This window comes from Eubacterium ramulus (assembly GCF_045002895.1).
GTDB lineage: Bacteria > Bacillota > Clostridia > Lachnospirales > Lachnospiraceae > Eubacterium_I > Eubacterium_I ramulus.
The window spans coordinates 1,343,354-1,368,737 of record NZ_CP173382.1 but is presented as its reverse complement, the minus strand read 5'-3'; the positions used below and the strand labels follow the sequence as shown (position 1 = coordinate 1,368,737).

Here is a 25,384-nt window from a genome sequence, read left to right as displayed (position 1 = left end):
CTTTTTCAGAATTATGAATCTGTACATAGAAAGAATCAGGCAGAGGTAGGAGGATAAAATTATGGTTGAAATTATTGCCGGTAAAAAGGGAAAAGGAAAAACAAAATATTTATTGGATAAGGTTAATACATCTGTAGAGAGCGCTTCCGGTAATATTGTATATCTGGATAAAAGTCAGAAACATATGCATGAGTTATCAAATAAGGTACGTTTGATTAATGTAGGAGACTATCCAATCAGCAACTGTGATGAATTCCTTGGATTTATTTGTGGTATTGTTTCACAGGATTATGATCTGCAGGAAATGTATCTTGACAGTTTCCTTACAATTGCAAACCTTGCAGATGATCAGTTGGTGCATGCAATTGAGAAACTCGATATCATCAGTGAGAAATTCAATGTTAAATTTGTTTTAAGTGTTTCTAAAGATGAGGCAGATTTGCCTGAATGCGCAAAAGCCAGACTGATTGTTTCTTTATAGAAATAGCATCGAATATCAGGTGTCTTAATGGGGGAAAACATTAAGACACCTTTTTCATTTGAGTGGAAATTACGATAAACTTCATGCATCTTTCATGGAGCGGATACGGCCAAAGACACTGATCAGGTAGATACCGCTGATTCCTACCAGTGCATAGATTACACGGGAGAACCAACTCATAGTTCCAAATAGAAATGCAACGAGATCGAAGCGGAAAAATCCGATGAGTCCCCAGTTGATGGCTCCAATAATAACGAGTGCAAGAAGAATGTTATCCAGAATTTTTGTATTCATATGCTTCCTCCTATTCAATAAATAGTATTACCATTTCAGGAAGTTATTATTCACATTTGGAAATTTTCCCTATGGCGGGAAAATGAACGCAGAATAAGCATTCCCCCCGCTTCAAGTGCGTAGAGCACTAAGCGGTGGGTAAGGGGGGATGCTTATGTCAGTGGAAGTTAAAAGCTCCCACTGACAGGTCGCAAAGCGACTGCGTTCATGAGCAAGTAGCGAAAGCGGATTGCGAATGTCCGCTTTACATATGTTCCAGCCTTTTTCCGAGGCAGGTAGAAAATAAAAGATGAAACATAGAAAGGAAGACCGAAATGAAGAGTAAGAGGCGTAAACGAAAAATTGTACCATACCGCAGACGCTTTCATCTGAATATCGGCATTATCATATTTGCGTTTGTATTTATATATTTTGTTATTTATCTGATTTCATATCTGACCCAGAACAATATCGCTGTATATGAAGTACAGTATGGTCAGATTGCAAAAAATAAATCCTACACCGGGCTTGTTTTGCGCCCGGAACAGGTGTTTTATGCAAGTGATGCAGGTTCTGTCAATTATTATAAAAAAGAAGGAGATAAGGCAGGCTATAACGATCTGATCTGTTCCGTGGACAAGGCAGGTAATATTTCAGAAGAAATATCACAGGCAGGAATGGATACAGCGAATCTGTCAGACGAAGAACTGTTGAATATTCAGAATACCATTACGACCTATGTGTCCGGTTATTCCGGTTCACAGTTTTATAATGTATATTCATTCAAAGAGGGCGTGAATGCACAGATTCAGGAAAATCTTTATGTAAATGCACTGGATAGTCTGACAGACAAAACGACAGAGGCAGTGTCGCAAAATACATTTTCTTTTGTGCGGACGACGGTGGATGGTATTCTGGCTTTGTATACAGATGGATATGAGGATGTATCGGCAGATAATTTTAAGGCAGAGATGTATAATCCGGCATCTTATGTAAAAACGAATCTCAAGGGAAATGCACAGGTTACTTCGGGTCAGGCATTGTACAAAATTGCAACCAGTGAGGACTGGACACTGATGGTGCCAATTACGGAAAAAGAGGCAAAAGAGTATCAGAAAAAAATCAGTGAAGGTAGTGATTCCTTTGTGCTGCATGTAAAATTCCGCAAAGACAATACGGAGACAAATGCGACTACTTATGTCAGAAATATAGACGGAACGTATTTCCTGCAGTTGAATCTGAACAATTCGATGATTCGGTTCTTATCAGATCGTTATATCGAAGTTGAATTGGGAGCAGATGAAAGCAAGGGTCTGAAATTGCCGAATACTGCGATTGCTGAAAAAGAATTCCTTGTTATCCCGAAAGAGTATGTCGGAAAAGGCGATAATTCTTCCAGCAGTGGTGTAATAAAAATCACTAAAGATAAACATGGAAAAGAAAAGGCAGAATTTATTGCAACCGATCTGTATTATGATGATGAAGCAAATAACACTTATTATATATCGGAAGACTCCCTGTCAGTCGGAGATACCATACAGCTGCCAAATAGTACACAGCAGTATACAATTAAGGATAAAGACACAAGAAAAGGGGTCTATAATGTTGACAAAGGTTATGCGGTGTTCCGACTGATCGATGTGCTGGCAGAAAATGAAGAATATACCATTGTTAAAACCGGAACAAAATATGGTATTTCATTGTATGATCATATTGCGATGGATGGTTCCGGCGTAAATGAAGGCGAATTTTTAAATTAGAATCAGGAGGATAAAAAAGTGGTCACTGAGAGTTTAAAAGAAGTTGAAAAAAAAGTTGAAGAGGCATGTAAGCGTGCAGGCAGGGAGCGGTCTGAAGTTACATTGATCGCAGTCAGCAAGACAAAACCGGTGGAGATGCTGCAGGAAGTATATGATACCGGTGTACGTGATTTTGGTGAGAATAAAGTACAGGAAATGATGGACAAATATGAAGTGATGCCAAAGGACATTCACTGGCATATGTTGGGGCACCTGCAACGAAATAAAGTAAAATATCTGATGGGAAAAGTTGCACTTATTCATTCTGTGGATTCCCTGCGCCTGGCACAGGAAATCAGTGCACAGTCCGTAAAACATGAGGTTACGACAGACATTCTCATTGAGGTAAACATTGCTGGAGAGGCTTCTAAATTCGGAACTACGCGAGAAGAAGCCATTGCACTGGTAGAGGCTGCTGCAAAGCTTCCGAATATTCATATCTGCGGTTTGATGACTATTGCCCCATATGTGGAAAATCCGGAAGATAACCGTAAATATTTTCAGCAAATCCGTCAATTATCTGTTGACATCAAACGGAAAAACATTGATAATGTAGATATGCATGTTCTGTCTATGGGAATGAGCGGTGACTACGAAGTTGCAATTGAAGAGGGTGCTACCATGGTCAGAATCGGAACAGGTATTTTTGGTGCCCGAAATTATAATATTTAAACTATATGAATTGAGAATGGAGATTTTATCACAATGGCTATGATGGATAAATTTTTGAATATGATGCGTCTGAATTCTGAGGAAGAGGACGATTTCTACGATGATGATTATTATGATGAAGAGGATGATTATTACGAAGAGCCAAAACGGAAATCCTTTCGTCGGGAAAAAGAAAAAGAGGAAGATACAACAGCCAGATTTGCAACAACGAAGGAGTCAAAATCTGCTGAAAAGTCTAATTCAAAAGTAACACCGATGCGTCAGGTGAAAAAAAATCAGGGAGGAAATGCTGCTATGGAAGTATGTGTGATCAAACCTACATCTGTGGAAGATGCCCGTGAAATTACAGAGACACTGTTAAATAATCGCACTGTCGTGCTGAATCTTGAAGGACTGGATCTTGAAATCGGTCAGAGAATCATTGATTTCACTTCCGGTTCCTGTTTTGCAATAGATGGAAATCTTCAGAAAATTTCAAATTTTATTTTTATTGTAACACCTGCTGCTGTAGATATTTCCGGCGATTTCCAGAGTATTATGGATGCATTTGATGTGTCCTCTTTACAGAATGATATCTAAAAAAGCAGACAGTTTAGAGAATCTCAGGAGACCAGTTTCTGAAAAGAGACTGGTTTTTCTTTGAATAACAGGAAGGGGAATGTTATGTCCAACAAAAAATCTGACATGGGAAAGCCAAAAAGTGTCCTTATGGGAGTGATAGGTTTTATCATTCTTGTACTTGCTGATCAGTGGACAAAAAAAATGGCGGTGCTGCATCTGAAGGATCAGGATCCGATCGTACTGATAAAAAATGTATTTGAACTTTATTATCTGGAAAACCGTGGTGCAGCCTTTGGCATTTTTCAGGGAAAGCGTGTGATATTTCTTATTATTACAATCATCATATTGCTGTTTCTGGCCTATTGTTTCTGGCGCATTCCATATACACGGAAGTATGCCACACTGCGTGGCGTTCTTGTATTGATTGCGGCCGGAGCCGTAGGAAATTTTATTGACCGTATGTATAATGGATATGTGGTAGATTTCTTTTATTTTAAAGTAATTAATTTTCCGATCTTTAATGTGGCAGACATCTATGTCACCTGTTCTGCAATATTTCTGGCTGTTCTGCTGATCTTCTGTTATAAGGAAGAAGATCTCAATCAGTTGCTGAAGAGTTTGAAAGGTTTGAAAGGGAAGTAATTTATGGAAAATAATGTACATACGCAGGAATTTGTAGTGGAAGCAGAGCAGGCGGGAGAACGTCTGGACCGCTATCTGACTCTGATCTATGCGAATCAGTCCAGAAGCTTCTTTCAAAAGCTGATTAAAGGTGGGAATGTCAGTGTCAACGGAAAAGCAGTTACAAAAGCCGGATATGTCTTAGATGTATCTGATGTAGTTACTGCTTCCATTCCGGAAGCGCAGTCTGTTGCAATCGAAGCGGAAGATATCCCGCTGAATATTCTGTATGAAGATGCAGATGTGCTGATTGTTGACAAGCCAAAAGGAATGGTGGTGCATCCATCAGCAGGACATTACAGTGGAACGCTGGTAAATGCCATTATGTACCACTGTGCAGACAGTCTGTCCGGAATCAATGGGGAAATCCGGCCGGGAATTGTGCACCGCATCGACATGGATACTACAGGTGCGTTGATCGTATGCAAAAATGATACCGCTCACACGGATATCGCTGAGCAGATTAAAGAGCACACAGTGACCCGCCGATATCGCGGCATTGTCTGTGGTGTTGTAAAAGAAGATGAAGGTATCATTGAGGGTGCCATAGGTCGGCATCCGACACAGCGTAAGAAGATGGCAATCAATGAGAAAAATGGAAAACCGGCCATTACACATTATAAGGTACTTCAAAGATTTGCAAAATACACTTATATGGAGTTTCAGCTGGAGACCGGACGGACTCATCAGATCCGTGTGCATATGGCAAGTATCGGGCATCCGCTTCTGGGTGATGAATTGTATGGAAATCCGAAAAACCTGGCAATGAAAGGGTTGCAGGGACAGACTTTGCATGCCATGGTCATTGGATTTGTACATCCGTCTACGCATGAATATATGGAATTTGAAGCTCCACTGCCGGAATATTTTCAAAATTTATTGCTGAAGCTTTCCAAACAGTCCTAGCTTCGCTTGTGATATGGTCATCCGTAGTGTGACAGAAATGTTGAGGAAATTTCGGACTTTCCTCGTTTTTATCACAACAGGGATCAGATTGTGCGTGTAAATTCCGGGTGATAAAGTAAAGTTTTCAGACAAAAATCGGATTATCGTTGAGATTTATATAAAAATGTAGTATACTATATGTACTAAGTGAAGGAAAGGGGGATTTCCTATGAGAAATCTTGTAGTTGCAATCGGACGCGAATTTGGAAGCGGGGGAAAAGAAATCGGTCAGAAACTGGCTGATCGATTAAATATAAAATGTTATGATAGTGAGTTACTTTCAATTGCAGCAAAAAATAGTGGATTCTGTGAAGAAATCTTACAGAAAAATGATGAGAAACCGACAAACAGCTTTTTATATTCTCTGGTAATGGATACATATTCCATGAGTGGTTATACATCTGCTCCATTTGTAGATATGCCATTGAATCACAAAGTATTCCTGGCTCAGTTTGAAGCAATTAAGAAGCTTGCATCGGAAGAGCCCTGTGTTATTGTTGGAAGATGTGCAGATTATGCATTAGCAGGAGATCCGGATTGTGTCAGCGTATTTATCCATGCAGATATGGATTTCCGTCTGAAGAGGATCAAAGCAGATTCTGATAAAGAGTTTAAGGATGACAACAAGGTCATTGATTTTATCAACAAGACTGATAAGAAGCGTGCAAATTATTATAATTATTACTCCAGCAAGAAGTGGGGAGATGCACGCAGCTATGATTTTTGTTTAGACAGTTCTGTTCTCGGCATTGATAAGACGGTAGATATGATCATCGAGTATCTGAAAATCCGTTATCCGGAAGACAAAAACATTAAGTAAGTATCGTATAAAAAAATGCCTTCAGACATCATTTCTTGGATGTCTGAAGGCATTTTTTATTTGTGCTGATTTCTCCATTCTCTGGGAGAAACACCGTAGATATTTTTGAAGGCACGGGAAAAATGCAGCTGATTTTCATATCCAATGGCAGAACCGATATCCGCAATCGATAGTGAGGTTAGTTTCAAAAGTTCAGCTGCTTTTACCATACGGTAATTCATAAGAAATTCCTGTGGAGACTGTCCGGTATTTTTTTTGAAAATTTTTCCCAGATAGCTGCGGTTAATTCCGCAGACGGATGCAACATCTTCAATCGTAATGTTGTTTTGAAAATTCTGCTCAATATAATTGATCGCTTCTTTGATATAATAATCACTCATTTTATTATTGGATAGCAACTGTGTGGAATGTGCTGACTGAATCAAATAGTCCAGAAACAAGTACAGATGCCCAATGAGATGAAACGGCGATTCTTTTGGATGATGACTGATATACATCAGTTCATCTGCCAGCTTATCCCGCAGTTCTTTATTATGGGGATGATAGACGGGTTTGTTTTTGGAAAAATCTGTCATGCTCAATGCTTCTGTGATCCGTAAACCGTCAAATTCAACCCACAGGTATTCCCATGGTACATTCGAATCTGCAATGTAGGTTGTAACCTGGCCCGGAAAAATCATAAATCCCTGGCCACTGCGAATCTGATAGTTCTGTGTAATGCCTTTTGTATCATCCGCCAGCAGAGTTCCTGTTCCTGAGAGGATATAATGAAACAGATAGTGATTGCGTACCGCTGGTCCAAAAGAATGTCCCGGATTACATTTTTCATAACCATACTGATACAGGCACAGGTCAATAAAGTTTTCATTTGGAAAAATATGAAATAAAAGATCAGCCATGAAAGGCTCCTTTCTATGAGTGTTATCGTACATATATTCAAGAATGCCCTCAGCATTCTTGTTGCTCATTACCTATCGAGGTGTGAGTCATTTCACATCTGATATACCATTATGCGACATACATATTGATTATAGCACAATAAAACGCATAATGATATAAAAAATGAAAAATACAGCTATTTTAGGTCGCATTTTGATATGTTACAATCATTTTAACAGAAATAAATACGAAAGGAAGCAGAAATATGGTGAAAAAGAAACTGGTTTATGGACTGGCGGCGCTTCTTCTGACAGGATGCAGTCTGACTGGATTGATGGGATGCGGAAACAAAGCGACAGCGGAAGGCAGGACAGAGATTGAAATTGTCTCTTATAAAAAAGAAGCAGTAGATACGTTTAATAAAATTGCAGCGAGATTTAATGAAACACATGACGATATTCATCTTACCATTGATTCTCCAAACGAAGCAATGACGATTTTGAAAACCCGTTTTATACGGGAAGATTATCCGGATATAATCGTTATTGGTGGTGATATGGATTACTCCAATTTCCTGGATGCAGGTCTTTTTGCAGATATTTCAGATCTGGATGTTCTCAGTGAAACAAAATCAGCTTATCTGGACATGGATAAACAGTTGGAATTTATCCCACAAGATGGAACGTATGGATTGCCATATGCAGCAAACGCAGCAGGTATCCTTTATAACAAAGACATGTTTGAGCAGCATGGATGGGAAACGCCTGAAACCTGGAATGAATTTACAGCACTGTGTGAACAGATTCAGAGCGAGGGTGTACAGCCGTTATATTTTGGATTTAAAGACACATGGACCTGTCTTGCACCATGGAATGCTCTGGCTGTTAGTCTGGCGGACCCGCAGCTTTGCAGTCAGGTAAATAATGGAACAACAACTTTTACAAAGGCCTATGATGAAACAGCTGAAAAGATGAAAGCGTTACTTGCTTATGGGGAGCCAAACCCGATGGCTTATAGCTATAACGATGCATGTACTGCTTTTGCACGTGGTCAGTCTGCCATGTATACCATTGGAAGTTATGCGATTTCGCAGATTAAATCTGTCAATCCTGATATGAACATTGGTACATTTACATTCCCGGCAAATGAGAAAGAAGCGGATAATGTATTAAATTCCGGCATTGATGTACAATTTTGCGTTATGAAATCCTGTGAAAATAAGGAAGCTGCTTATGAGGTACTGCGCTTTCTGTATAGGGATGATACCATTCGCACCTATTTGAGCGAGCAAGGCGGCATTGCATGTAAACAGGGTGATTTTCCACTTTCTTCTGAATTGGAAGGGGTGAGTCCTTATGTTGCATCCAACCGCATGGCTGACTTTCAGGATCACCACTATCCAAGCGAGATGAGTGTGGATGCCATGATTCAGACATATCTGTTAGATGACAGTGCAGACGCAAAGGAAACTTTTCTGAACAAATTTGACAAAGACTGGAAACGATATAATCGGGATCTGATCTGGAAAATACAGCAATATAATGAAAAAGATGGAACATCGGAGGATACGAAATGAAATCAAAAATGACAAATCGGAATAAAACATTCTGGATCATCGCAATTCTGGTGATTGCATTGTTTTTTACATTCAATACCCTTCCGATGATCAAAGGTGTGATTTACAGTTTTACCAATTATAAAGGCTATGGTTCTTATGACGTGGTTGGATGGCGCAACTATGTGGATCTGTTTACCGATGCGAGAGTCGGAAAAAGTTACCTGTTTACTTTTAAATATGCTGTCGCCGGAACAATTCTCGTTAATGTATTAAGTTTGCTTCTGGCACTTGGATTAAACAGCAATATCAAAGGTAAGAGCGCGCTGCGAGGTATTTATTTTGTACCAAATATTCTGGGTGGACTGGTGATTGGCTATATTTTTAGCTTTATATTTACGTATATTCTTCCTGTTATCGGAAACGTCTGCCATATTTCTATTCTGGAAAACAGTATTCTTGCCAGTGAAAAATATGCCTGGATTACAGTACTGATCGTTGGTGTATGGCAGGCAGTGGCTATGAATACAATCATTTATATTTCTGGATTACAGACTGTTCCGGAGGATGTATACGAGGCCAGTATGCTGGATGGTGCAAACAAATGGACGGAATTCTGGAAAATAACATTTCCACTGATCATGCCGTTTGTATCCATCAATCTGGTGCTCAGCACAAAGAACTTCCTGATGGTATTTGATCAGATTGTATCCTTGACCCAGGGTGGTCCTGCACAGAGTACGGAATCAATTTCTTATCTGATCTACAAAAACGGTATGTCCGGCGGGCAGTTCGGATTTCAGAGCGCAAATGCAGTATTGTTTTTCATTGTGATCGTGGCAATCTCTGTTTTTCAGCTGCGTTTTACCAATAAAAAGGAGGAACAGTTGTAATGGAAAAAGGGCGTAAAACAAATAAAATTTTAACAATACTTCTGATCATCGGAACTGTAACAGTATTTTTTCCGTTATATATGGCAGTGATTATTGCCTTCAAAAACCCAAATGAGATGACAAATGATGTGGCAGGTGCACTTTCTCTGCCGAAAAGCTGGAGTTTTTCCAACTTTGCAGAAGCAATGCAAGTGACAGATTTCTGGCATTCTCTTGGCAACAGTTTACTTATCACACTTGTGACAATTGTGCTCGCAATTCTGATCCATTCCATTGCCGGATATGTAATTGGACGTGGTATGCGTAAAATCAAAGGATTTAAATTTATTTATTTTTATATTGTCAGTGGTATGTTTGTACCATTTTCCATCCTGATGATGCCATTGGTAAAACAAACAGCTCAGATGGGGATTGGAAACCGTTTTGGTGTCATTGTCCTGTATCTGGTATTTTATATGCCAATGAATGTGCTTTTATACAGTGGATATCTGAAAAACATCCCGGAGGCAATGGAAGAAGCGGCAAATATTGATGGAGCCAGTACATGGACAACATATTGGCGGGTTATTTTCCCGATGATGAAACCAATGCATGCCACAGTTGCAATTCTGACAGCTCTCGGTACCTGGAATGATGTAATGACACCACTGGTTATTATGTCCGGAACCGGTCAGAATACGCTTCCGCTGGCACAGTTAAATTTCCAAAGTCAGTTTGGAACGAATTACAATTTGGCATTTGCTTCTTATATTCTTGCATTGATTCCGATTTTGATTTTCTATGTCATTTGTCAGAAGCAAATATTAAATGGTGTGGCAAATGGTGCCGTAAAATAGTATAATAAAAACAACTAGTATTCAGATGCAATGAATCGTATTTTCTTAGTAAATGAGTAACAGATGGAAAAATATGAAAAATGAGGAGGAACTGTGAATGGCAATTACTTTTGATGCAAATCGAAAAATATTTACAATTCATACAAAACAAACAACTTATCAGATGCAGGCAGATGCGAATGGTTACCTGCTTCACTTATACTATGGAGCACGGACAAAAGGAAGTATGAATTATCTGTTATGTTATGCGGATCACGGTTTTTCCGGGAATCCATATGTGGCAGGAATGGATCGTACCTATTCCCTGGATGCATTACCGCAGGAATATCCATCACTTGGAACAGGTGATTATCGTGGTGTCTCATTGAATATCGCAGCAGCTGATGGAACAGAGTGCTGTGATCCGACGTTTGATCATTATAAAATCACAAAAGGAAAATATCATCTGCAGGGACTTCCGGCTGTCTGGGCAGCAGATGATGAGGCAGAAACGCTTGAGATTGTGTTAAAAGATGCATTGATGCAGGTTGAGGTGCATCTGCTTTACGGTGTACTGGAAGATGCAGATATTATTACCAGAAGTGTAATGATCAAAAATACAGGTACAGAAACAATCACGGTGAAAAAAGCACTGTCAGCATGCCTTGATTTTGTACAAGGAGACTACGATGCTATTAGTTTTTACGGTAGACATGCTATGGAACGTAATCCGGAACGTGTTCGGGTGGGACACGGAACATATCGGATCGGCAGCCGCAGAGGCACCTCCAGCCATCAGTACAATCCAGGTGTGATTTTGGCAGATCATACCGCAACAGAAGATGCAGGCAATTGTTATGGAATGCTTTTCATGTACAGCGGGAATTTCGTGTGCGAGGCAGAGCGTGATCAGTTTAATCAGACTCGCTTTCAGATGGGATTAGGTGACGAGCTATTTGCTTATCCGGTGGAACCAGGCGCAGTTTTTACGGCACCGGAAGTGATCATGACATATTCTGATCAGGGATTTTCAAAGCTGTCCCGCCAGTATCATAACTGCATTTTAAATCATGTTTGCAAGGGAAAACAGGTACATAGCAACCGGCCGATCCTGATCAACAGCTGGGAAGCAGCATACTTTGATTTTAATGGTGACACGATCGTGGATCTGGCCAAACAGGCAGCACAGCTTGGCATTGATATGGTTGTTATGGACGATGGGTGGTTCGGAAAACGAAATGATGATAATTCCTCTTTGGGTGACTGGTTTGTCAATGACGATAAATTAGGGGGAACATTGGGAGATCTGATTGAACGTGTGAATGCCCAGGGAGTAAAATTTGGTATCTGGATCGAGCCTGAGATGGTCAACGAAGACAGTGATCTGTATCGGGAGCATCCGGACTGGGCACTGACAATTCCGGGGCGTGCTCCAATTCGTTCCAGAAATCAGTTACTCCTTGATTTTTCCAGAAAAGAAGTTCGGGAAGAAATTTTAAAACGTATCTGTGTGATTCTGGATCAGGGAAATATCGAATATATTAAGTGGGATATGAATCGCAGTATGTCCGATGTATATGCAGGAAATGTACCTTATGATTATGTTCTGGGCTTGTATGATTTTCTGGAAACACTTACCAACCGTTATCCGGATATCCTGATTGAGGGCTGCAGTGGCGGCGGCGGACGTTTTGATGCAGGTATGATGTATTACACACCACAGATCTGGTGCAGTGATAATACGGATGCCATCAATCGAACCCGGATTCAGTACGGAACGTCCTTCTTCTATCCGACAGCAGTGGTCGGATCGCATGTGTCTGCGGTACCAAATCATCAGACCGGAAGAATCACAAGTCTGAATACCAGAGGAATAGTGGCTATGGCTGGTACCTTTGGATTTGAAATGAATCCTGCATTACTGAGCAGTGAAGAAAAAGAGGAAATACGTACAATGCTTGCAACCTATCGCAGACATCAGGAATTGATTCGTGAAGGAGATTATTACCGTCTCTCCGATCCGTTTCAAGAAGAAGTGGCTGCATGGATGAGTGTTGCAAAGGATCAGTCACAGGCATTAGTAAGTGTGGTACGTTTGTCGGCAGAGGGTAATCCCTTCGGAACCTATGTGAAGTTAAAAGGTCTGGATGCAGAGAGCTTCTATCTGGAAGAAACAACAGGCCATGTATATAGTGGTATGACATTGATGCAGGCAGGTCTCTTGCTTCCGATGGCAGCAGCAGAATATGAAGCATATCAGTTTTCTTTCAAAAAAATGAAGGAGGCAGCTGATTTATACGATGTTCTCAGGAATAAAATCAGTGCAGAACGAAATGTAATCAGTATTTTTGGTGGTTCCGGTTCCGGAAAAACGACCATGGCAGACATTTTACAGCAACATTTTCTGGAAGACGGTATCGGCTGTTTCGTCCTGCATGGAGATGATTATCCACACAGAATTCCGAAAATGAATGATGAAAAAAGGGAACAAATTTATCAGGAAAACGGAGAAAAAGGGCTGGATGCATACCTTGGAACTCCGCAGGAGATTGAGTACGACAGAATCAATCAGGTACTTGCGAAGTTTCATGCCGGTGCTTCTGTAATCGAACTGAAAAAAATGGGTCGGGAAGCGGATGAAATCTGGTATGAGCAGACCGATCTGACCGGTGTACAGGTATTGCTTCTGGAGTGGACACATGGTGGAAGTGAGTACCTGGAAGGAGTTGATATTTCTGTTTATCTGGACAGCTCGCCGGAAGAGACACAAGCACGCAGGATTCGTCGTGGACGGGATGAAAATGCAGCCAGTGCGTTTATTCAGCTTGTTGTTTCCATAGAAGGAAAAAAATTGCAGGAGCAGGCGAAAAAGGCAGATGTTATCGTTGGAAAGGATGGTCATATATATGAATCTTAAACCGATGCTGAATGCTTATCCGGACAGTTTAGGCGGAACACTGGGAGATATTGTAACATTATTGAAACAGGATGATATGAAAGGTGTTTTTGGATCTTTTTATATTTTACCGAGTTTGTATCATTCAGATCTGGATCGTGGATTTTCCGTCATTGATTATGATATCAATGAAGAATTGGCAGAGCGGGATGATCTTGAGGCATTAAAGGAAGTTGGTATAGATCTGAAACTGGATTTTATCCTGAATCATGCTTCTGCACAGTCTCCACAGTTCAAAGATCTGGTTGAAAAAGGAGATGCGTCGGAATATAAGAACTTTTTTATTGACTGGAATGCATTCTGGGAAGGATATGGCTCTATGACGGAGGAAGGGTATATTCAACCGGATGAAACGTATATCAAAGATATGTTTTTTCGAAAACCGGGGCTTCCGATTCTGATGGTACAGTTTCCGGATGGAACCAAACGACCATATTGGAATACATTTTACCAGGAAGAGCATTATCCACAGTATCTGGGACAGATGGATCTGGATATCCGGTCAGCGAAGGTATGGGATTTTTATCGGGAAACACTTGCAAAAATCGCTTCCTATGGCGCAAGTATTGTGCGGCTGGATGCTTTTGCCTATGCCCCAAAGGCTCCTGGTCGGAAAAATTTTCTGAATGAACCGGAAACATGGGATTTGCTGGAACAGATCAGAATGTATGCAGAACCTTATGAGCTGACGCTGTTGCCGGAAATCCATGCCGCATATGAGGAGCATATTTATCAGACGGTAGCTGAAAAAGGTTATATGACCTATGATTTCTTTCTGCCCGGGCTTGTGATCGATGCCATTGAAAATAAACGTAGCAAGTATCTGGCAGCATGGGCGAAAGAATTGGTAGAGAAAAAAATCAATACCGTAAATATGCTTGGCTGTCATGATGGAATACCGATGCTGGATCTTAAGGGAATTCTTCCGGAAGAAGATATTCAGAAACTAATTGCACTGATTGTAGACCGTGGTGGCATGGTGAAAAATCTGCATGGGCAGAAAAATGTGTATTATCAGGTAAATGCCACATATTTCAGTGCACTTGGTGAATCTGAACAGAAACTTTTACTGGCAAGAGCAATTCAGATATTTATGCCGGGAAAACCACAGATCTGGTATCTGGATCTGTTTGCCGGGAAAAATGATCATGAAGCTGTGAAAGAGGCCGGAGAAGGCGGACATAAGGAAATCAACCGTACGAATTTGACAGACATTCAGATTCGGCAGGCACTTCAGACCGATGTCGTGCAAAAACAGTTAGAACTGTTACGTTTTCGCAGCACCAGCAGGGCGTTTACGGAAGATGCGGATATTCAAATCCAGTCCGATGGTCGGAAATTGATGATCCGTTGGAGTAATTCAGTTGCAGCTGCTCAGCTGGATGTAGATTTTGAGACAGGAAGTTTTGTTATATCCTGATCTCAGATATTTTGAGAGGTATAAAAATGAGTAAATTACTGGAAAAATCAATGGATGAGCTATGCGCAAATACGGTAGATACGGTAGACCGTATTATGGGAAGATATAATGTAGGGCTGGAAGAAGCCTGCTCTGTTGCCGGAATCAGTGCGATCGATTACAGTGAGTGGAAAGAAAATGCACCGCAGATGACTTTCCAGGAGCAGGAGATAGATGAGCATGAACTGGAAATGAAAGAAAAAATAATGGAAAAAATTGTAATGCATAAGATTCCGGATTTGCTAAAGCTTGGAATTACATTGGAAAACGCATGTGAGTTTGCAAAAATCAGCGTGGAAGAATACGAAGAATATAAAAACAAGCATGTGAACGAAGAATAAGTAATCCCCTGCTTCAAGTGTGTAGAGCACTAAGCGGTGGGTAAGGGGGATGCTTATGTCCGCTTTACTTAAGTGCAAATGGAAAACCACCTCATTGACAGAATTGTCGGTGAGGTGGTTTTTTAATACTTCCCTTTAATCTCTGATTGTTAAATTTGCGTACCGGCGTTTTGCATTTCGCATGCATTGCCATCAAAAAAAGTTTCTGAAAGAGTATTCGAATGTTTACTCACTAAACAGTATATAACAGTTGACAACAGGTACATACTGTTATATACTGTTTGTTGCAAGGGAGGTTCCATCAATATGCATATAATCTTAAATCATAGTTCTATGGTGCCAATTTACGAGCAGCTTATGGAACAGATAAAAACGGGAATTATTGAGTCGGCGCTGGCGGAGGGAGAGGCGCTTCCTTCTGTGAGAAAACTGGCAGGAGAGCTTCGTATCAGTGCTCTGACGGTAAAAAAAGCTTATGACAAGCTGGAGGAAGCCGGATTTGTGACAACCGTTCATGGAAAAGGAACGTTTGTTGCAGCTTCAGATAAACAGCTGGCATTGGAAGCACGCAGGAGAGCAGTAGAAGAAGAATTTGAAAAAGCAATCGATCAGGCAAAAAACGTTGGATTGAGCAACGATGAAATTTTGGAAATCGTAACTTTACTGCTGGACGAGGCATAGGGAGCAGGAGGATTTGTAATGATTAAAATGAAAAATGTCTGCAAGACATATGAAGGATTTCAGTTTGATCTGTCCATGGAGATCCCAAATGGACGGATCACAGGTCTGGTTGGAAAGAATGGAGCCGGAAAAAGTACAGCGATTAAATTGATACTTGGACTGACGGAGGCAGAAAGCGGAGAAATAACTATATTTGGAAAATGCGTGCATCAGTTAAGCATGTCAGAGAAAGCACAGATCGGAGCATCACTGGCAGAATCCGGTTTTAGCAGTTATTTAAATATTACGGATGTAAAAAAAATATTGGAAAAAATGTATCCGGATTTTAATAAAGGATATTTTGAAAAAATGTGCCGTGAATTGAATCTTCCGGAAAAAAAGCGAATCCGTGAATATTCTACTGGTATGAAAGCAAAATTGCGGGTGCTGACCGCACTCAGCCACCATGCTAAGCTCCTGGTCATGGATGTAAACTGGTGTAACAAGATAGCCTGTATATAGAGTGTATACAGTTGATGTGGAATAGAATATAGGTACTGTATGCACAGATAATGAAAAAATATGTGTATGTAGTAGGGGAATATTGAATGGTTAATATAGATAGTAAACTATAAATGAGCAAGTTCGTGATTTTGCATAAAAGAAAGACACCTCGATTCCATGTGTTGTATAATGAAAGTGCCAAAACAAACATTTGCAACATTTACGAAAGAAGGTGTCTCTCGCAAATACTATACATCATTCCTCATTCATATACAACCAGTTTAAAAAATTAAACTTATGCAAATTTTATTCGAACCGAGTAATAAACCATCTTATGAGTATCCTAATCAGTATTTTCATTTCAGGATATCATGGAAAAACCACGGACTTTGCTAAAAACAGTTCCTGCCACAGAACTACGATTGCCCATTTCCTCAATTCCGGAAAATGGGATGATTCCTTACTTTCAGATACGTTAAAATGCTCTGTCATTGAGATTATTTATTCAGAAGCAGCACGCACCGGAAAACCTGTTCTCTGTATTGTGGACGATACGATTGCTTCAAAGACAAAGCCTTCGTCACAGGCTTTACATCCGATTGAAGATGCGTATTTTCACCAATCCCATTTAAAGGGAAAACCGGATTACGGGCATCAGGCAGTTGCTGTTATGCTTTCCTGCAATGGCATTGTTCTGAACTATGCTTTTGTAATGTACAATAAGTCAATTTCCAAGATTGACATTGTACAAAGCATTGCAAAGGAGCTGCCTGTTCCACCGGTAATGTCCTATTTTCTTTGCGACTGCTGGTATGTTTCTGAAAAGATAATCAATACCTTTGCACAGAGAGGGTTCCATACCATCGGTGCTTTGAAAACAAACCGTTTGCTGTATCCATCGGGAATGAAAAAGAAACTTCGTGAACTGGCCGCCGAATTGTCTGTTACACATCGTGAATTTGACCTTGTGACAGTCAAAAAACGAAACTATTATGTGTACCGGTACGAGGGAAACCTCAACGGCATAGAAAATGCGGTAGTTCTTTTGAGTTATCCGGAAAAAGCATTTGGTAATCCCAAAGCATTGCGTGCTTTCATCAGTACAAACGCAGCCCTGTCTACACAGGAGATTCTTTCCTGGTATGTGTGTCGATGGCCGATTGAAGTATTTTTCCGCCAGTGTAAGGATAAACTGGCACTGGACAGCTATCAGATACGCTCTGCACAGGGAATCAAAAGGTACTGGCTACTTATGTCACTGGCACATTTCATGTGTGCAGTGGGTACTGGTAGGTTCTGTTCGTTTGAAACTGGATATCACGAAATCTGTGATACCATTCAGCTGGAAAAGTATCGTTATCTTTTTCAATGCGCAAAGGAAAGCAATGATTTTGATTCATTTATGAAATTCGCAGTGTAGTTTTGTGCAATTTTTCAAATTTGCTCATTTATAGTAGTAAAAATAATATAGATGGAAAGAAAAAGAACTGGTTTATATCCGATAAGAATATAGACTAGTTCTTTTTTAGAGGTAATTATATACACAGGGAATAGGTGAAATGTCGAATCATAGCAGACCGTCAAAGAATGCATTGATATCTGTATGGAAAATCTTTGCCAGGGCAACCAATTCAGAAACTTTGATATTCATGCGGTTTGTTTCCAGTTTGGCATATGTGCTTTTGGAGATGACGATGCCCATGAGATTCAGTTTTGCAATGACCTGCTCTTGCGTCAAGTTGTTCTTATATCTGAGAGATTGAATATTTTTACCGATATCCATATCTGGTCTGATTTTCTGCATAATACGTTCTCCTTAAAAAATAAAAGTTTCGTTATTTGGAAACATATATATTGATTCTAATGGGTTAAAATTTTATAATGTTTCGTAATAAAGAATTATTTCTGAAAGGGGACAATCTATGAGCGAAAGTGAGAAAGAAAAAAAGATTTTCTTGAGTTACTGTGGCAGCAGGGATCAGGAATTATTGACGGGCAGAAAAAAGATGACATTGGGGGATATGGAGAGGTTTTCATTTCTAACAGAATTCTTTGGCTTGGAAAGTTATGGATTAAATTTATGGAAAGAGTTTGGCGATGATGTGGAAGAACCATTGGATGCACTGATCAAGTCCTTTACAGCCGTATTGATGTGGTATCAGCACGCATATCAGGTAACAAATTATGTATTACACAAAAGAATATTTAAAAAGAGCGCATCGTGAAATTGATACAATTTTCCGGGTACTGTTTCCGGAGCATGGAATGGCAGTAAGGGAAGAACAGATTATGTTATGCCACGAAATGCTGGATAACCTGCTGGGAAGAAACATAGCACTGTGTGACGCGGGTGTCGGTATCGGCAAGACGTATGCTTATCTGGTGGCCTGTGTTCTGATGAGAAAATATTCCCTCCTTGCAGAAGGATGTTCCCCTTATGAGCAGCGTCCGGTCGTGATATCCACTTCCAGCATTGCACTCCAGAAAGCAATTCTTACAGAATATATCCCTTTTCTCTCCCGGATTCTTCAGGAGAACGGGACGATTCAGGCCCCCATTAAAGCTGTGATACGAAAAGGGAAAGAGCATTTTGTCTGCGATGAGAGGTTGGAGCAACGAATCGTTGCAATCGAAGAGAAAAACAAAAATGCGTTGCAGAAAGAAGCTCTGCTGTCGTTGAAAGAACATTATGATATGGACGAAGTGTCCAACTTAAGTGGGTTTGACAGAAGGATGGTGAGTGTACCGAAGTTCTGTTCGGGAGACTGCCCGAAAAGAGGTTCGTGCAGGTATCAGCAGTATCTGGAGCGTTCCAGAGATAATGAAATGTTCATTCAGATCTGTAATCACAATTATCTGCTGGCTGATGGTTATCACAGACTGCAGGATTACCGCCCGTTATTGAAAGATTACAGGGCATTGATTGTAGATGAAGCACACAAACTGCCGGATGCGGCAAAGCAGATGTTCGGGAAGAGCCTGTGTTATGACGATATCCGGGAAATATGCTTTTATCTAGGGAAAGAGTACCAAGGACCGGAGATAAGGAAATTGTCCGGCACGATCCGGATGGTGCTGGACATTATAGGAGAAAACCACAGAACCAGATATGGGATAAAAGAAGAATTTCACATGACAGAAGAGTGTGCAATGTATTTATATGAGGGGATACAGACCATGAATAAGATCATAGAAAAATTAGAAAAGAAGATTCCAAAGTGGATCAGAAACAAGCTGGAAGAAACCAGAAGTGTGCTGGAATGCTTTTTCCATCAGGATAAAAAGTATGTGCTGCATCTGAAGCAGGACCATGACCACCGGATTATATTGTGTGCATCCAGCAGACGGATTCCGCAGTACCTGGACCAGATGTTATGGAGCAGAGGTATGGGAGCGATTCTTACAAGCGGAACTTTAAAAACCGGACAGGGATTTTCCCACATTCGGAAAATGACAGGATTACAGAGGGTGCGGAGAGTCCGGGAATATGTGGCAGACTCCCCGTTTGAATATCAGAAGAACTGTCTGTTATATCTGCCCAAGAATTTGAAAAAATGCAGAAGAGGAAGTCAGGAAGAGGCAGAGATGATAGCAGGCCATATCCATTCACTGATCTGTTCGACTTACGGGCATACGCTGGTGCTGTTCACATCTTATCATTTGATGGGAAACGTTTACCAGATGTTAAGGGATGAAATTCCGTTCCCGATGCTAGAGGTGTGGAGACATTCACCGGAAGAGATCACAAGATTTAAACAGATGGACAATGCTGTCCTTTTTGCAGCCGGCTCCTGTTGGGAAGGAGTAGACTTCCCTGGAGATATGGTATCTTCGCTGATTATAGTAAAACTGCCCTTTGCTGTTCCTGATCCCATCAGCGAAGCACAGAAGAAGGAATATGCCGGCCTGAAAGATTATATTCAGGCAGTGATTGTTCCAGACATGCAGAAAAAACTAAGACAGGGATTCGGACGGGCGCTCCGCACCGAGACAGATACTTGTGTCGTGTCCATTTTAGACGAGCGTGCAGGAGAAGGCGGCAGGTATCATGAGGAAGTGATGTGTGCGCTTCCAAGCTGCAAGATGGCAAAAGACATCAAGGATATCCAGCACTTTATCCGAAACCGGAAAGGCGTGGAATACTACCTGTAACCGTTCGTGGTTCTGCTACAGGGAAAGCAGATTTTGCACGAAAAGTTTGGTGGTATTTCAAGGGCGTTTTCGGTGGGATTGTTGGTATTGATGAATAGCTATTTCGGCATGAAGTGGGTATACTGTGTATAGCGTTAGAGGAAAGGTAGTGAGCAGCATGAAACGATACAAAGTGGAAACACAGAGGGAAGGCTCGGTAAAATATTTCTTTATCCGGGATATGGAATCGTTGGAAATCGTGTTGCTCCCAAGCAAATATCTAATGCATCAGGTCAGGGCAAATCGTTCTCCGAACACAATACGGAGAAATGCATTCGCCCTTGCCTATTATTGGGAATATCTGCTGGAAAACGAAAAGAAAGCAGAAGATATCTATGAGATGGATTACGAAACACAATATGATTATTTCGCAGAATATCTAAAATGGCTGAAAGCCGGAAAACATACTGACAATTTAGAAAATGGACCACAGAATAAAACCTGTAACGCTTACTTAAAAGAAGTGTTCAGGTTTTATTGTTTTTTAGAAGCGGTCAGAAATAACGATTCTTACTTATCCGTTCTTTCTTATAACCAGCCGATTACAAAAGCAAATGCCATTGGAGTCAGAAGAACACTGCGTTCCCGCTCTTTTAAAGGGTATCTGAAAGAAGAGGAACGGGATGTGAGGGCAGCCGAAAAGAATGAAATCATTACGATTCTGGAAGCCTGCACGAACTGTCGGGATCAGGTATTGATTTTGCTGACATCAGAACTTGGATTTCGTATCGGTGAAATCTTAGGAATTGATTATACGAAAGATATCGACTACGAAACCCATGAAATCAGGGTGAATTTCCGAGAGGACAACGAGAATGATGCAAGGGCAAAAAATGCAGAAGAAAGAAGAGGACGTCTCAGCGATGACACCTTTGAATTCCTGCTTTATTACATCGGAGAATACTGGGACATCCTGCAAAAACAAGAATATCTGTTTATCAACATCAAAGGGGATACGACAGGAAAACCAATGAAGGTAGACAGTGTTTACGATATGTTTGAGAGGATGGAGAAAAAGACCGGAATCAAGATCACCCCACACATGCTTCGGAGATATTATGCAAATACGAGGTGGGAAGCAGACTGGCCGCTGGAAATGATCAGTCAGGCATTAGGGCATAAACATCTGGATACAACCATACGATATCTGAATGTTTTAGATGACAAGCTAAGGACAGCAAGTCAGGAATTTTACCGTCGATATTCCAATCTTTATAATGTTAATCAATTTTTGGAAAGCAGGAGGTGAAAATAAATGCCGGCAAGATTGTATGCCTTTGTGCCGGAAGAGCAGAACCTATCCAATACAGAGCGGGAACAACTGATTGAAGGACTGGAACGGGAATTAGATGAATATTATGAACAAAAATGTGGAAAAGGTAGTCTGGAAACATATTTGATTCAGAATGAGATCTGGCACTTGTCAGAGATCAATTATCAGGTGAGAGCCGGATATCAAAAATATCTGAGAGAATATTATGTGGATTCGACGGTGCGTAATTATCTGCTCGGAATAGATCGTGTAAAGTTGCGGCTGATCATAGAAAATGCGCAGACCTTAAAAGGAAAGTGGAATGCCCGGAATCATCCGGAGCTGCTCCATGACATTCTGTTCCTGCGGTATCATCCCAATCCGGCGATTGCAAAACGATATGAATATACGACAGATATTAGTAAGCTGGTCTGGGATTTCAGGGTAAAAGGTTCAGATATATGCAAACAGCAGATTTTAACGGTTCTGGAAGATATCGTGCAACAGAAAATAACAATGAAAGAATGCACCAGACATCTAAACGGATTGAAAAGTGTATATGAATTTTGCATGCAGGAACAGATTGAAGATCTCAGATATCTTACACAGAAGCAGTTCGACAAAATTGAAAACTATGGGGACACGGACTATAAAAAGAAATGCGCAAAACAGGAGCTTAGAGCGTGTCAGGAATATATTTTCTGCCATGCAAAAAATATTGCATGGGATTCCACGGTCTGGTTTATGGAAAGACTGTATCTGGAAGAATACCGGGTGAATCCGTCTAATCCTGTAAAAATGATTTCTTTTATGAGCATAGAAAGGACAGATAACAGAGAACTTGTTCAAGAATATATAAAATACTGTTTGGGAGTCACACACTTAGCATTAAGTGTAATACATACTGAATTTTATCGAATTCAAAAATTTGTTGTCTGGCTGGAAGAAACAACGGAAATCAACTTGAAACAAGTGTCAGAAAATGAAATAAAGAAATATTTTCAAATAATTGACTGCAAGGAAGCAAGCTATTTCAATGATATTATCATAGTAATCTATCAGTTTTATGAATATCTACAGACGAAAAATATCATAAAAGAAGTTCCTTTTAATTACCAGTATTATCTGAAAAAGGAAATCCTGCATCATAATGACCGGAGTGTAGAACAGGAAACCTATGAAAGTATTTTAAAACATTTAAAAGATTTTCCGGAAAAGCCGAGATTGATTTTACTGCACTCTATGCTGTTAGGACTGAGAATCAGTGAAGTATGCTGCCTGAAAGGGAATGCTTATTACTGGCAGGGGAGAGACGCCTGGATACAGGTATATCAAATAAAAATGCGGACATATAAGCGAATCCCCATCCCGGAAATTCTATATAAAATCATGAAAGTATATATAAAAAAATACGGGATTGGTACTGAGGATTATATTTTCCAGAATCAAAAGGGAAAAGCATATCATTACTCCAGTTTTCGATGGAGTATGAAGAAAATATTTAATGAAAATCATGAGCTGTTTCAGGAATATAATTTCAAATCCCATGATTTCAGGCATACGATAGCAACCATGTTTTATGAAGATGGAGTGCCACTTCAAAGTGTCAGAGATTATCTGGGACATGATTATGAAGAAATGACACAGCAATATGTGGACTATATGCCGAAGAGAATTTCCAAAGCAAATCAGGAACTTTTCGCAAAAGAAGGAAGCAGTCTTGCTTCCGGAATAAAGAGGTGCAAGCGTGGAAAATAGATTTTATATCAAGGAACTGGATTCTTATCAGAAAGCAAGTGATCTCAGCAAAGAACGTATGGGAACAAACCCCAATTATGATCTGGAACTTCTGCCGACAAAGCAGATGCAGGAAGAAATGTGGGAGTTCCTGCAATACAGAGGTAAAAACCTCGTAGCAGAAAAATTTTATACAGAACGAAGATTTTACCATCATTTATGCAGGATGTTGAAAGAAAAAAACAACCGGCCGGAGAGTTTTCTGGACTGGGATAAAGAAAAATGGATGCAGCAGATGAAAATCTGGCTCCTGCAGCAAGGATTGTCCCTGACAGCACCATTTAAAAATAAGTGTGGTGGAAGAGGAACGCAACGTGCCAAAACACTGGGGTATATAGAATGCCTGATTGATTATTTAACCGACTTAAGAGATGCGGATGTAAACGAAATAACAAAAGATGTCTGGAAAATTGAAAAACTTGACATACAGGTGAAGCAGGATTTGATACGTCCGAGGAAAACGATATCTTTTACAGGAATCAGTCAGCCAGAGTTGAAGGAAGAAATTAAAAAAGCAGTATATTTTCAACTGAGAATAGAAAGCCTGGAGACTGTAAAAAAGGAACTGACAGCCATCCGGAGATTTTCCAGATATCTGAATGAGCATAAGAAAAATGTAAAATCCTGCGCGGATTTTGACAGAACGATTATCGAAGAATATCTGGTATATATGAAAACAGAGAATACAGGAACAAAAAGGTATCGATCAGAGATAACAAGGCTTCGATCAATCCTCAATATGGTAGCAGATATCTACCAATATCCACAGGCAAAAGATCTGATATTGAACAGGGATATTCCGCCAAATATCAAAGCAGAATTTAAGGTCTACTCAGATGCAGAATTAAAGAGGTTTAATGAGTTCCTGGTAAAAGTAGATATACAGACCGCCAGAGTCATGACGATCCATCAGATGCTGGGAACAAGAATCTCAGATACACTGACATTGCGGACTGACTGCCTGATGGAACAAAACGGTGAGATATTGATCAGAATCTACCAGATGAAAACACATTACTATGAAAAACCGATCAGTCAGGAACTGGCAGCTTTGATCAGAGAAACCATCCGTTATACGGAAGAAAGGTATGGAAAATGCAAATATATTTTTACAAATGAAAATGACCATACAAAACCGATGACCTACTCACTGATCCAAGGGAGAATTACAACAGCAATTTATCGGGAAAATCTCAGGGACGATAATGGAAATTATTTTACATTCGGAACGCACATGTACCGGCATGTCTACGGAGTAAAGCTTGTAGAAATGCATCTGGATGACTGGACGATAGCAAGGCTGCTCGGACACAAAAGCCTAAAGAACGTAAAATATTACAGAAAAATGAGTAACCAGATACTGGCAAATGATACCAGAAAAGCAAGAAACAGGTTATCACAGATGGTCCTGGAATGTCTGGACGGATGGGAGGAAGAGTATGAACAAATACGACACGATGATAGCTTGTAACCGGAAAACAAGTGAGGAAAAAGTAAATCGCGCAGTGACAGAAATCCGACAAATGCTCACGGACAGAGAAAAGGTAACTGTACCAAAGTTAGTAAAGCGGACAGGGTTATCCAGAGGATTCTTTTACAAGAACGAAACCGTCAGGAAAGAAATGGATCGAGCATTGGAGCAGCAGGTTGGATTGATTGATCCTAAAAGATACATAGGAGACATTGTGCTGAAAAACCGGATTGAATTACTGGAACAGCAAATCCGGGAAATGAAACGAGAAAAAGAGAAACTGGAAAAAGAGAATATCAGATTACAAAAAGCGTTGAATAAAAAAGATTTGAATCTATTAAAAAATCTGTAACTAAAATCAGAAAATAATTTACAACAG

Annotated in this window: 25 protein-coding genes; 22 read left to right on the top strand and 3 right to left on the bottom strand. The window is 40.3% G+C overall.

The window, feature by feature from the left end; translation table 11 throughout:
• The first annotated feature begins 61 nt into the window (after positions 1 to 61).
• Positions 62 to 481, top strand: a complete 420-nt coding sequence (locus tag ACIRUQ_RS06460; RefSeq protein WP_021740167.1) for a hypothetical protein — start codon at positions 62 to 64, stop codon at positions 479 to 481.
• Positions 482 to 562: 81 nt separating this feature from the next.
• Here the strand turns inward: ACIRUQ_RS06460 and ACIRUQ_RS06455 are convergent, their stop codons facing one another.
• Complete coding sequence (locus ACIRUQ_RS06455; protein WP_021740168.1) at positions 563 to 775, bottom strand: DUF378 domain-containing protein; 213 nt, start codon at positions 773 to 775, stop codon at positions 563 to 565.
• A 314-nt stretch (positions 776 to 1,089) separates the two neighbouring features.
• Here ACIRUQ_RS06455 and ACIRUQ_RS06450 point away from each other — a divergent pair, with 314 nt between their 5' ends.
• The 6 genes from ACIRUQ_RS06450 to ACIRUQ_RS06425 all read left to right on the top strand — a co-directional run bounded on the left by ACIRUQ_RS06450 (position 1,090) and on the right by ACIRUQ_RS06425 (position 6,232).
• Entirely contained in the window at positions 1,090 to 2,514 is a 1,425-nt protein-coding gene (locus ACIRUQ_RS06450) for an HlyD family efflux transporter periplasmic adaptor subunit (protein WP_055290988.1), read from the top strand.
• A gap of 18 nt (positions 2,515 to 2,532) precedes the next feature.
• Entirely contained in the window at positions 2,533 to 3,225 is a 693-nt protein-coding gene (locus ACIRUQ_RS06445) for a YggS family pyridoxal phosphate-dependent enzyme (protein WP_021740171.1), read from the top strand.
• Positions 3,226 to 3,258: 33 nt separating this feature from the next.
• Positions 3,259 to 3,804, top strand: coding sequence for a cell division protein SepF (locus tag ACIRUQ_RS06440; protein ID WP_055290990.1), 546 nt, complete (start codon positions 3,259 to 3,261; stop codon positions 3,802 to 3,804).
• A gap of 84 nt (positions 3,805 to 3,888) precedes the next feature.
• A complete protein-coding gene (gene lspA / locus ACIRUQ_RS06435) occupies positions 3,889 to 4,428 on the top strand; it encodes a signal peptidase II (protein WP_302028562.1) in 540 nt (179 codons plus the stop codon).
• Positions 4,429 to 4,431: 3 nt separating this feature from the next.
• A complete protein-coding gene (locus ACIRUQ_RS06430) occupies positions 4,432 to 5,373 on the top strand; it encodes an RluA family pseudouridine synthase (RefSeq protein WP_055290993.1) in 942 nt (313 codons plus the stop codon).
• 208 nt (positions 5,374 to 5,581) lie between these two features.
• Positions 5,582 to 6,232 carry an AAA family ATPase gene (locus ACIRUQ_RS06425; protein ID WP_021740175.1) on the top strand — a complete coding sequence of 217 codons (651 nt, stop codon included), beginning with the start codon at positions 5,582 to 5,584 and terminating at the stop codon, positions 6,230 to 6,232.
• Between the two features lie 56 nt (positions 6,233 to 6,288).
• Here the strand turns inward: ACIRUQ_RS06425 and ACIRUQ_RS06420 are convergent, their stop codons facing one another.
• Positions 6,289 to 7,131: an AraC family transcriptional regulator gene (locus ACIRUQ_RS06420; RefSeq protein ID WP_055290995.1), complete on the bottom strand. Its 843-nt coding sequence runs from the start codon at positions 7,129 to 7,131 to the stop codon at positions 6,289 to 6,291.
• A 245-nt stretch (positions 7,132 to 7,376) separates the two neighbouring features.
• Here ACIRUQ_RS06420 and ACIRUQ_RS06415 point away from each other — a divergent pair, with 245 nt between their 5' ends.
• The 9 genes from ACIRUQ_RS06415 to ACIRUQ_RS06375 all read left to right on the top strand — a co-directional run bounded on the left by ACIRUQ_RS06415 (position 7,377) and on the right by ACIRUQ_RS06375 (position 17,714).
• Positions 7,377 to 8,687, top strand: a complete 1,311-nt coding sequence (locus ACIRUQ_RS06415) for an ABC transporter substrate-binding protein (RefSeq protein WP_055290997.1) — start codon at positions 7,377 to 7,379, stop codon at positions 8,685 to 8,687.
• An 8-nt stretch (positions 8,688 to 8,695) separates the two neighbouring features.
• Positions 8,696 to 9,559: a sugar ABC transporter permease gene (locus ACIRUQ_RS06410; protein WP_341438410.1), complete on the top strand. Its 864-nt coding sequence runs from the start codon at positions 8,696 to 8,698 to the stop codon at positions 9,557 to 9,559.
• Positions 9,559 to 10,395 carry a carbohydrate ABC transporter permease gene (locus ACIRUQ_RS06405; protein WP_021740179.1) on the top strand — a complete coding sequence of 279 codons (837 nt, stop codon included), beginning with the start codon at positions 9,559 to 9,561 and terminating at the stop codon, positions 10,393 to 10,395. The genes ACIRUQ_RS06410 and ACIRUQ_RS06405 overlap by 1 nt, the downstream gene beginning before the upstream one ends.
• Positions 10,396 to 10,492: 97 nt before the next feature.
• Positions 10,493 to 13,291 (top strand): alpha-galactosidase, encoded by a 2,799-nt coding sequence (locus ACIRUQ_RS06400; protein ID WP_055291003.1) that lies wholly within the window; start codon positions 10,493 to 10,495, stop codon positions 13,289 to 13,291.
• Complete coding sequence (gene gtfA / locus ACIRUQ_RS06395; RefSeq protein ID WP_055291011.1) at positions 13,281 to 14,750, top strand: sucrose phosphorylase; 1,470 nt, start codon at positions 13,281 to 13,283, stop codon at positions 14,748 to 14,750. The genes ACIRUQ_RS06400 and gtfA overlap by 11 nt, the downstream gene beginning before the upstream one ends.
• A gap of 26 nt (positions 14,751 to 14,776) precedes the next feature.
• Positions 14,777 to 15,130, top strand: coding sequence for a hypothetical protein (locus ACIRUQ_RS06390; protein WP_055291005.1), 354 nt, complete (start codon positions 14,777 to 14,779; stop codon positions 15,128 to 15,130).
• Between the two features lie 306 nt (positions 15,131 to 15,436).
• On the top strand, positions 15,437 to 15,811 hold the full coding sequence (locus ACIRUQ_RS06385; protein WP_044964412.1) for a GntR family transcriptional regulator: 375 nt from the start codon (positions 15,437 to 15,439) through the stop codon (positions 15,809 to 15,811).
• Between the two features lie 18 nt (positions 15,812 to 15,829).
• Positions 15,830 to 16,312 (top strand): ATP-binding cassette domain-containing protein, encoded by a 483-nt coding sequence (locus ACIRUQ_RS06380; RefSeq protein ID WP_055291007.1) that lies wholly within the window; start codon positions 15,830 to 15,832, stop codon positions 16,310 to 16,312.
• A 316-nt stretch (positions 16,313 to 16,628) separates the two neighbouring features.
• The gene (locus ACIRUQ_RS06375) at positions 16,629 to 17,714 is read left to right on the top strand and encodes a transposase (RefSeq protein WP_055290736.1); all 1,086 of its coding nucleotides are present in this window, start codon (positions 16,629 to 16,631) and stop codon (positions 17,712 to 17,714) included.
• A gap of 147 nt (positions 17,715 to 17,861) precedes the next feature.
• Here the strand turns inward: ACIRUQ_RS06375 and ACIRUQ_RS06370 are convergent, their stop codons facing one another.
• Positions 17,862 to 18,098: a helix-turn-helix domain-containing protein gene (locus ACIRUQ_RS06370; RefSeq protein WP_055291269.1), complete on the bottom strand. Its 237-nt coding sequence runs from the start codon at positions 18,096 to 18,098 to the stop codon at positions 17,862 to 17,864.
• Between the two features lie 118 nt (positions 18,099 to 18,216).
• Between ACIRUQ_RS06370 and ACIRUQ_RS06365 the strand changes: the two genes are divergently transcribed.
• From ACIRUQ_RS06365 to ACIRUQ_RS06340, 6 genes are all read left to right on the top strand, one after another.
• Positions 18,217 to 18,519 (top strand): hypothetical protein, encoded by a 303-nt coding sequence (locus tag ACIRUQ_RS06365; protein WP_207642794.1) that lies wholly within the window; start codon positions 18,217 to 18,219, stop codon positions 18,517 to 18,519.
• Positions 18,479 to 20,446: an ATP-dependent DNA helicase gene (locus tag ACIRUQ_RS06360; protein ID WP_055291271.1), complete on the top strand. Its 1,968-nt coding sequence runs from the start codon at positions 18,479 to 18,481 to the stop codon at positions 20,444 to 20,446. The genes ACIRUQ_RS06365 and ACIRUQ_RS06360 overlap by 41 nt, the downstream gene beginning before the upstream one ends.
• 157 nt (positions 20,447 to 20,603) lie before the next feature.
• Positions 20,604 to 21,734: a tyrosine-type recombinase/integrase gene (locus tag ACIRUQ_RS06355; RefSeq protein WP_055291273.1), complete on the top strand. Its 1,131-nt coding sequence runs from the start codon at positions 20,604 to 20,606 to the stop codon at positions 21,732 to 21,734.
• 6 nt (positions 21,735 to 21,740) lie between these two features.
• A complete protein-coding gene (locus tag ACIRUQ_RS06350; protein ID WP_055291275.1) occupies positions 21,741 to 23,495 on the top strand; it encodes a tyrosine-type recombinase/integrase in 1,755 nt (584 codons plus the stop codon).
• The gene (locus ACIRUQ_RS06345; protein ID WP_055291277.1) at positions 23,485 to 25,005 is read left to right on the top strand and encodes a site-specific integrase; all 1,521 of its coding nucleotides are present in this window, start codon (positions 23,485 to 23,487) and stop codon (positions 25,003 to 25,005) included. The genes ACIRUQ_RS06350 and ACIRUQ_RS06345 overlap by 11 nt, the downstream gene beginning before the upstream one ends.
• Positions 24,974 to 25,357 carry a DUF6262 family protein gene (locus tag ACIRUQ_RS06340; RefSeq protein WP_055291279.1) on the top strand — a complete coding sequence of 128 codons (384 nt, stop codon included), beginning with the start codon at positions 24,974 to 24,976 and terminating at the stop codon, positions 25,355 to 25,357. The genes ACIRUQ_RS06345 and ACIRUQ_RS06340 overlap by 32 nt, the downstream gene beginning before the upstream one ends.
• Positions 25,358 to 25,384 lie beyond the last annotated feature (27 nt).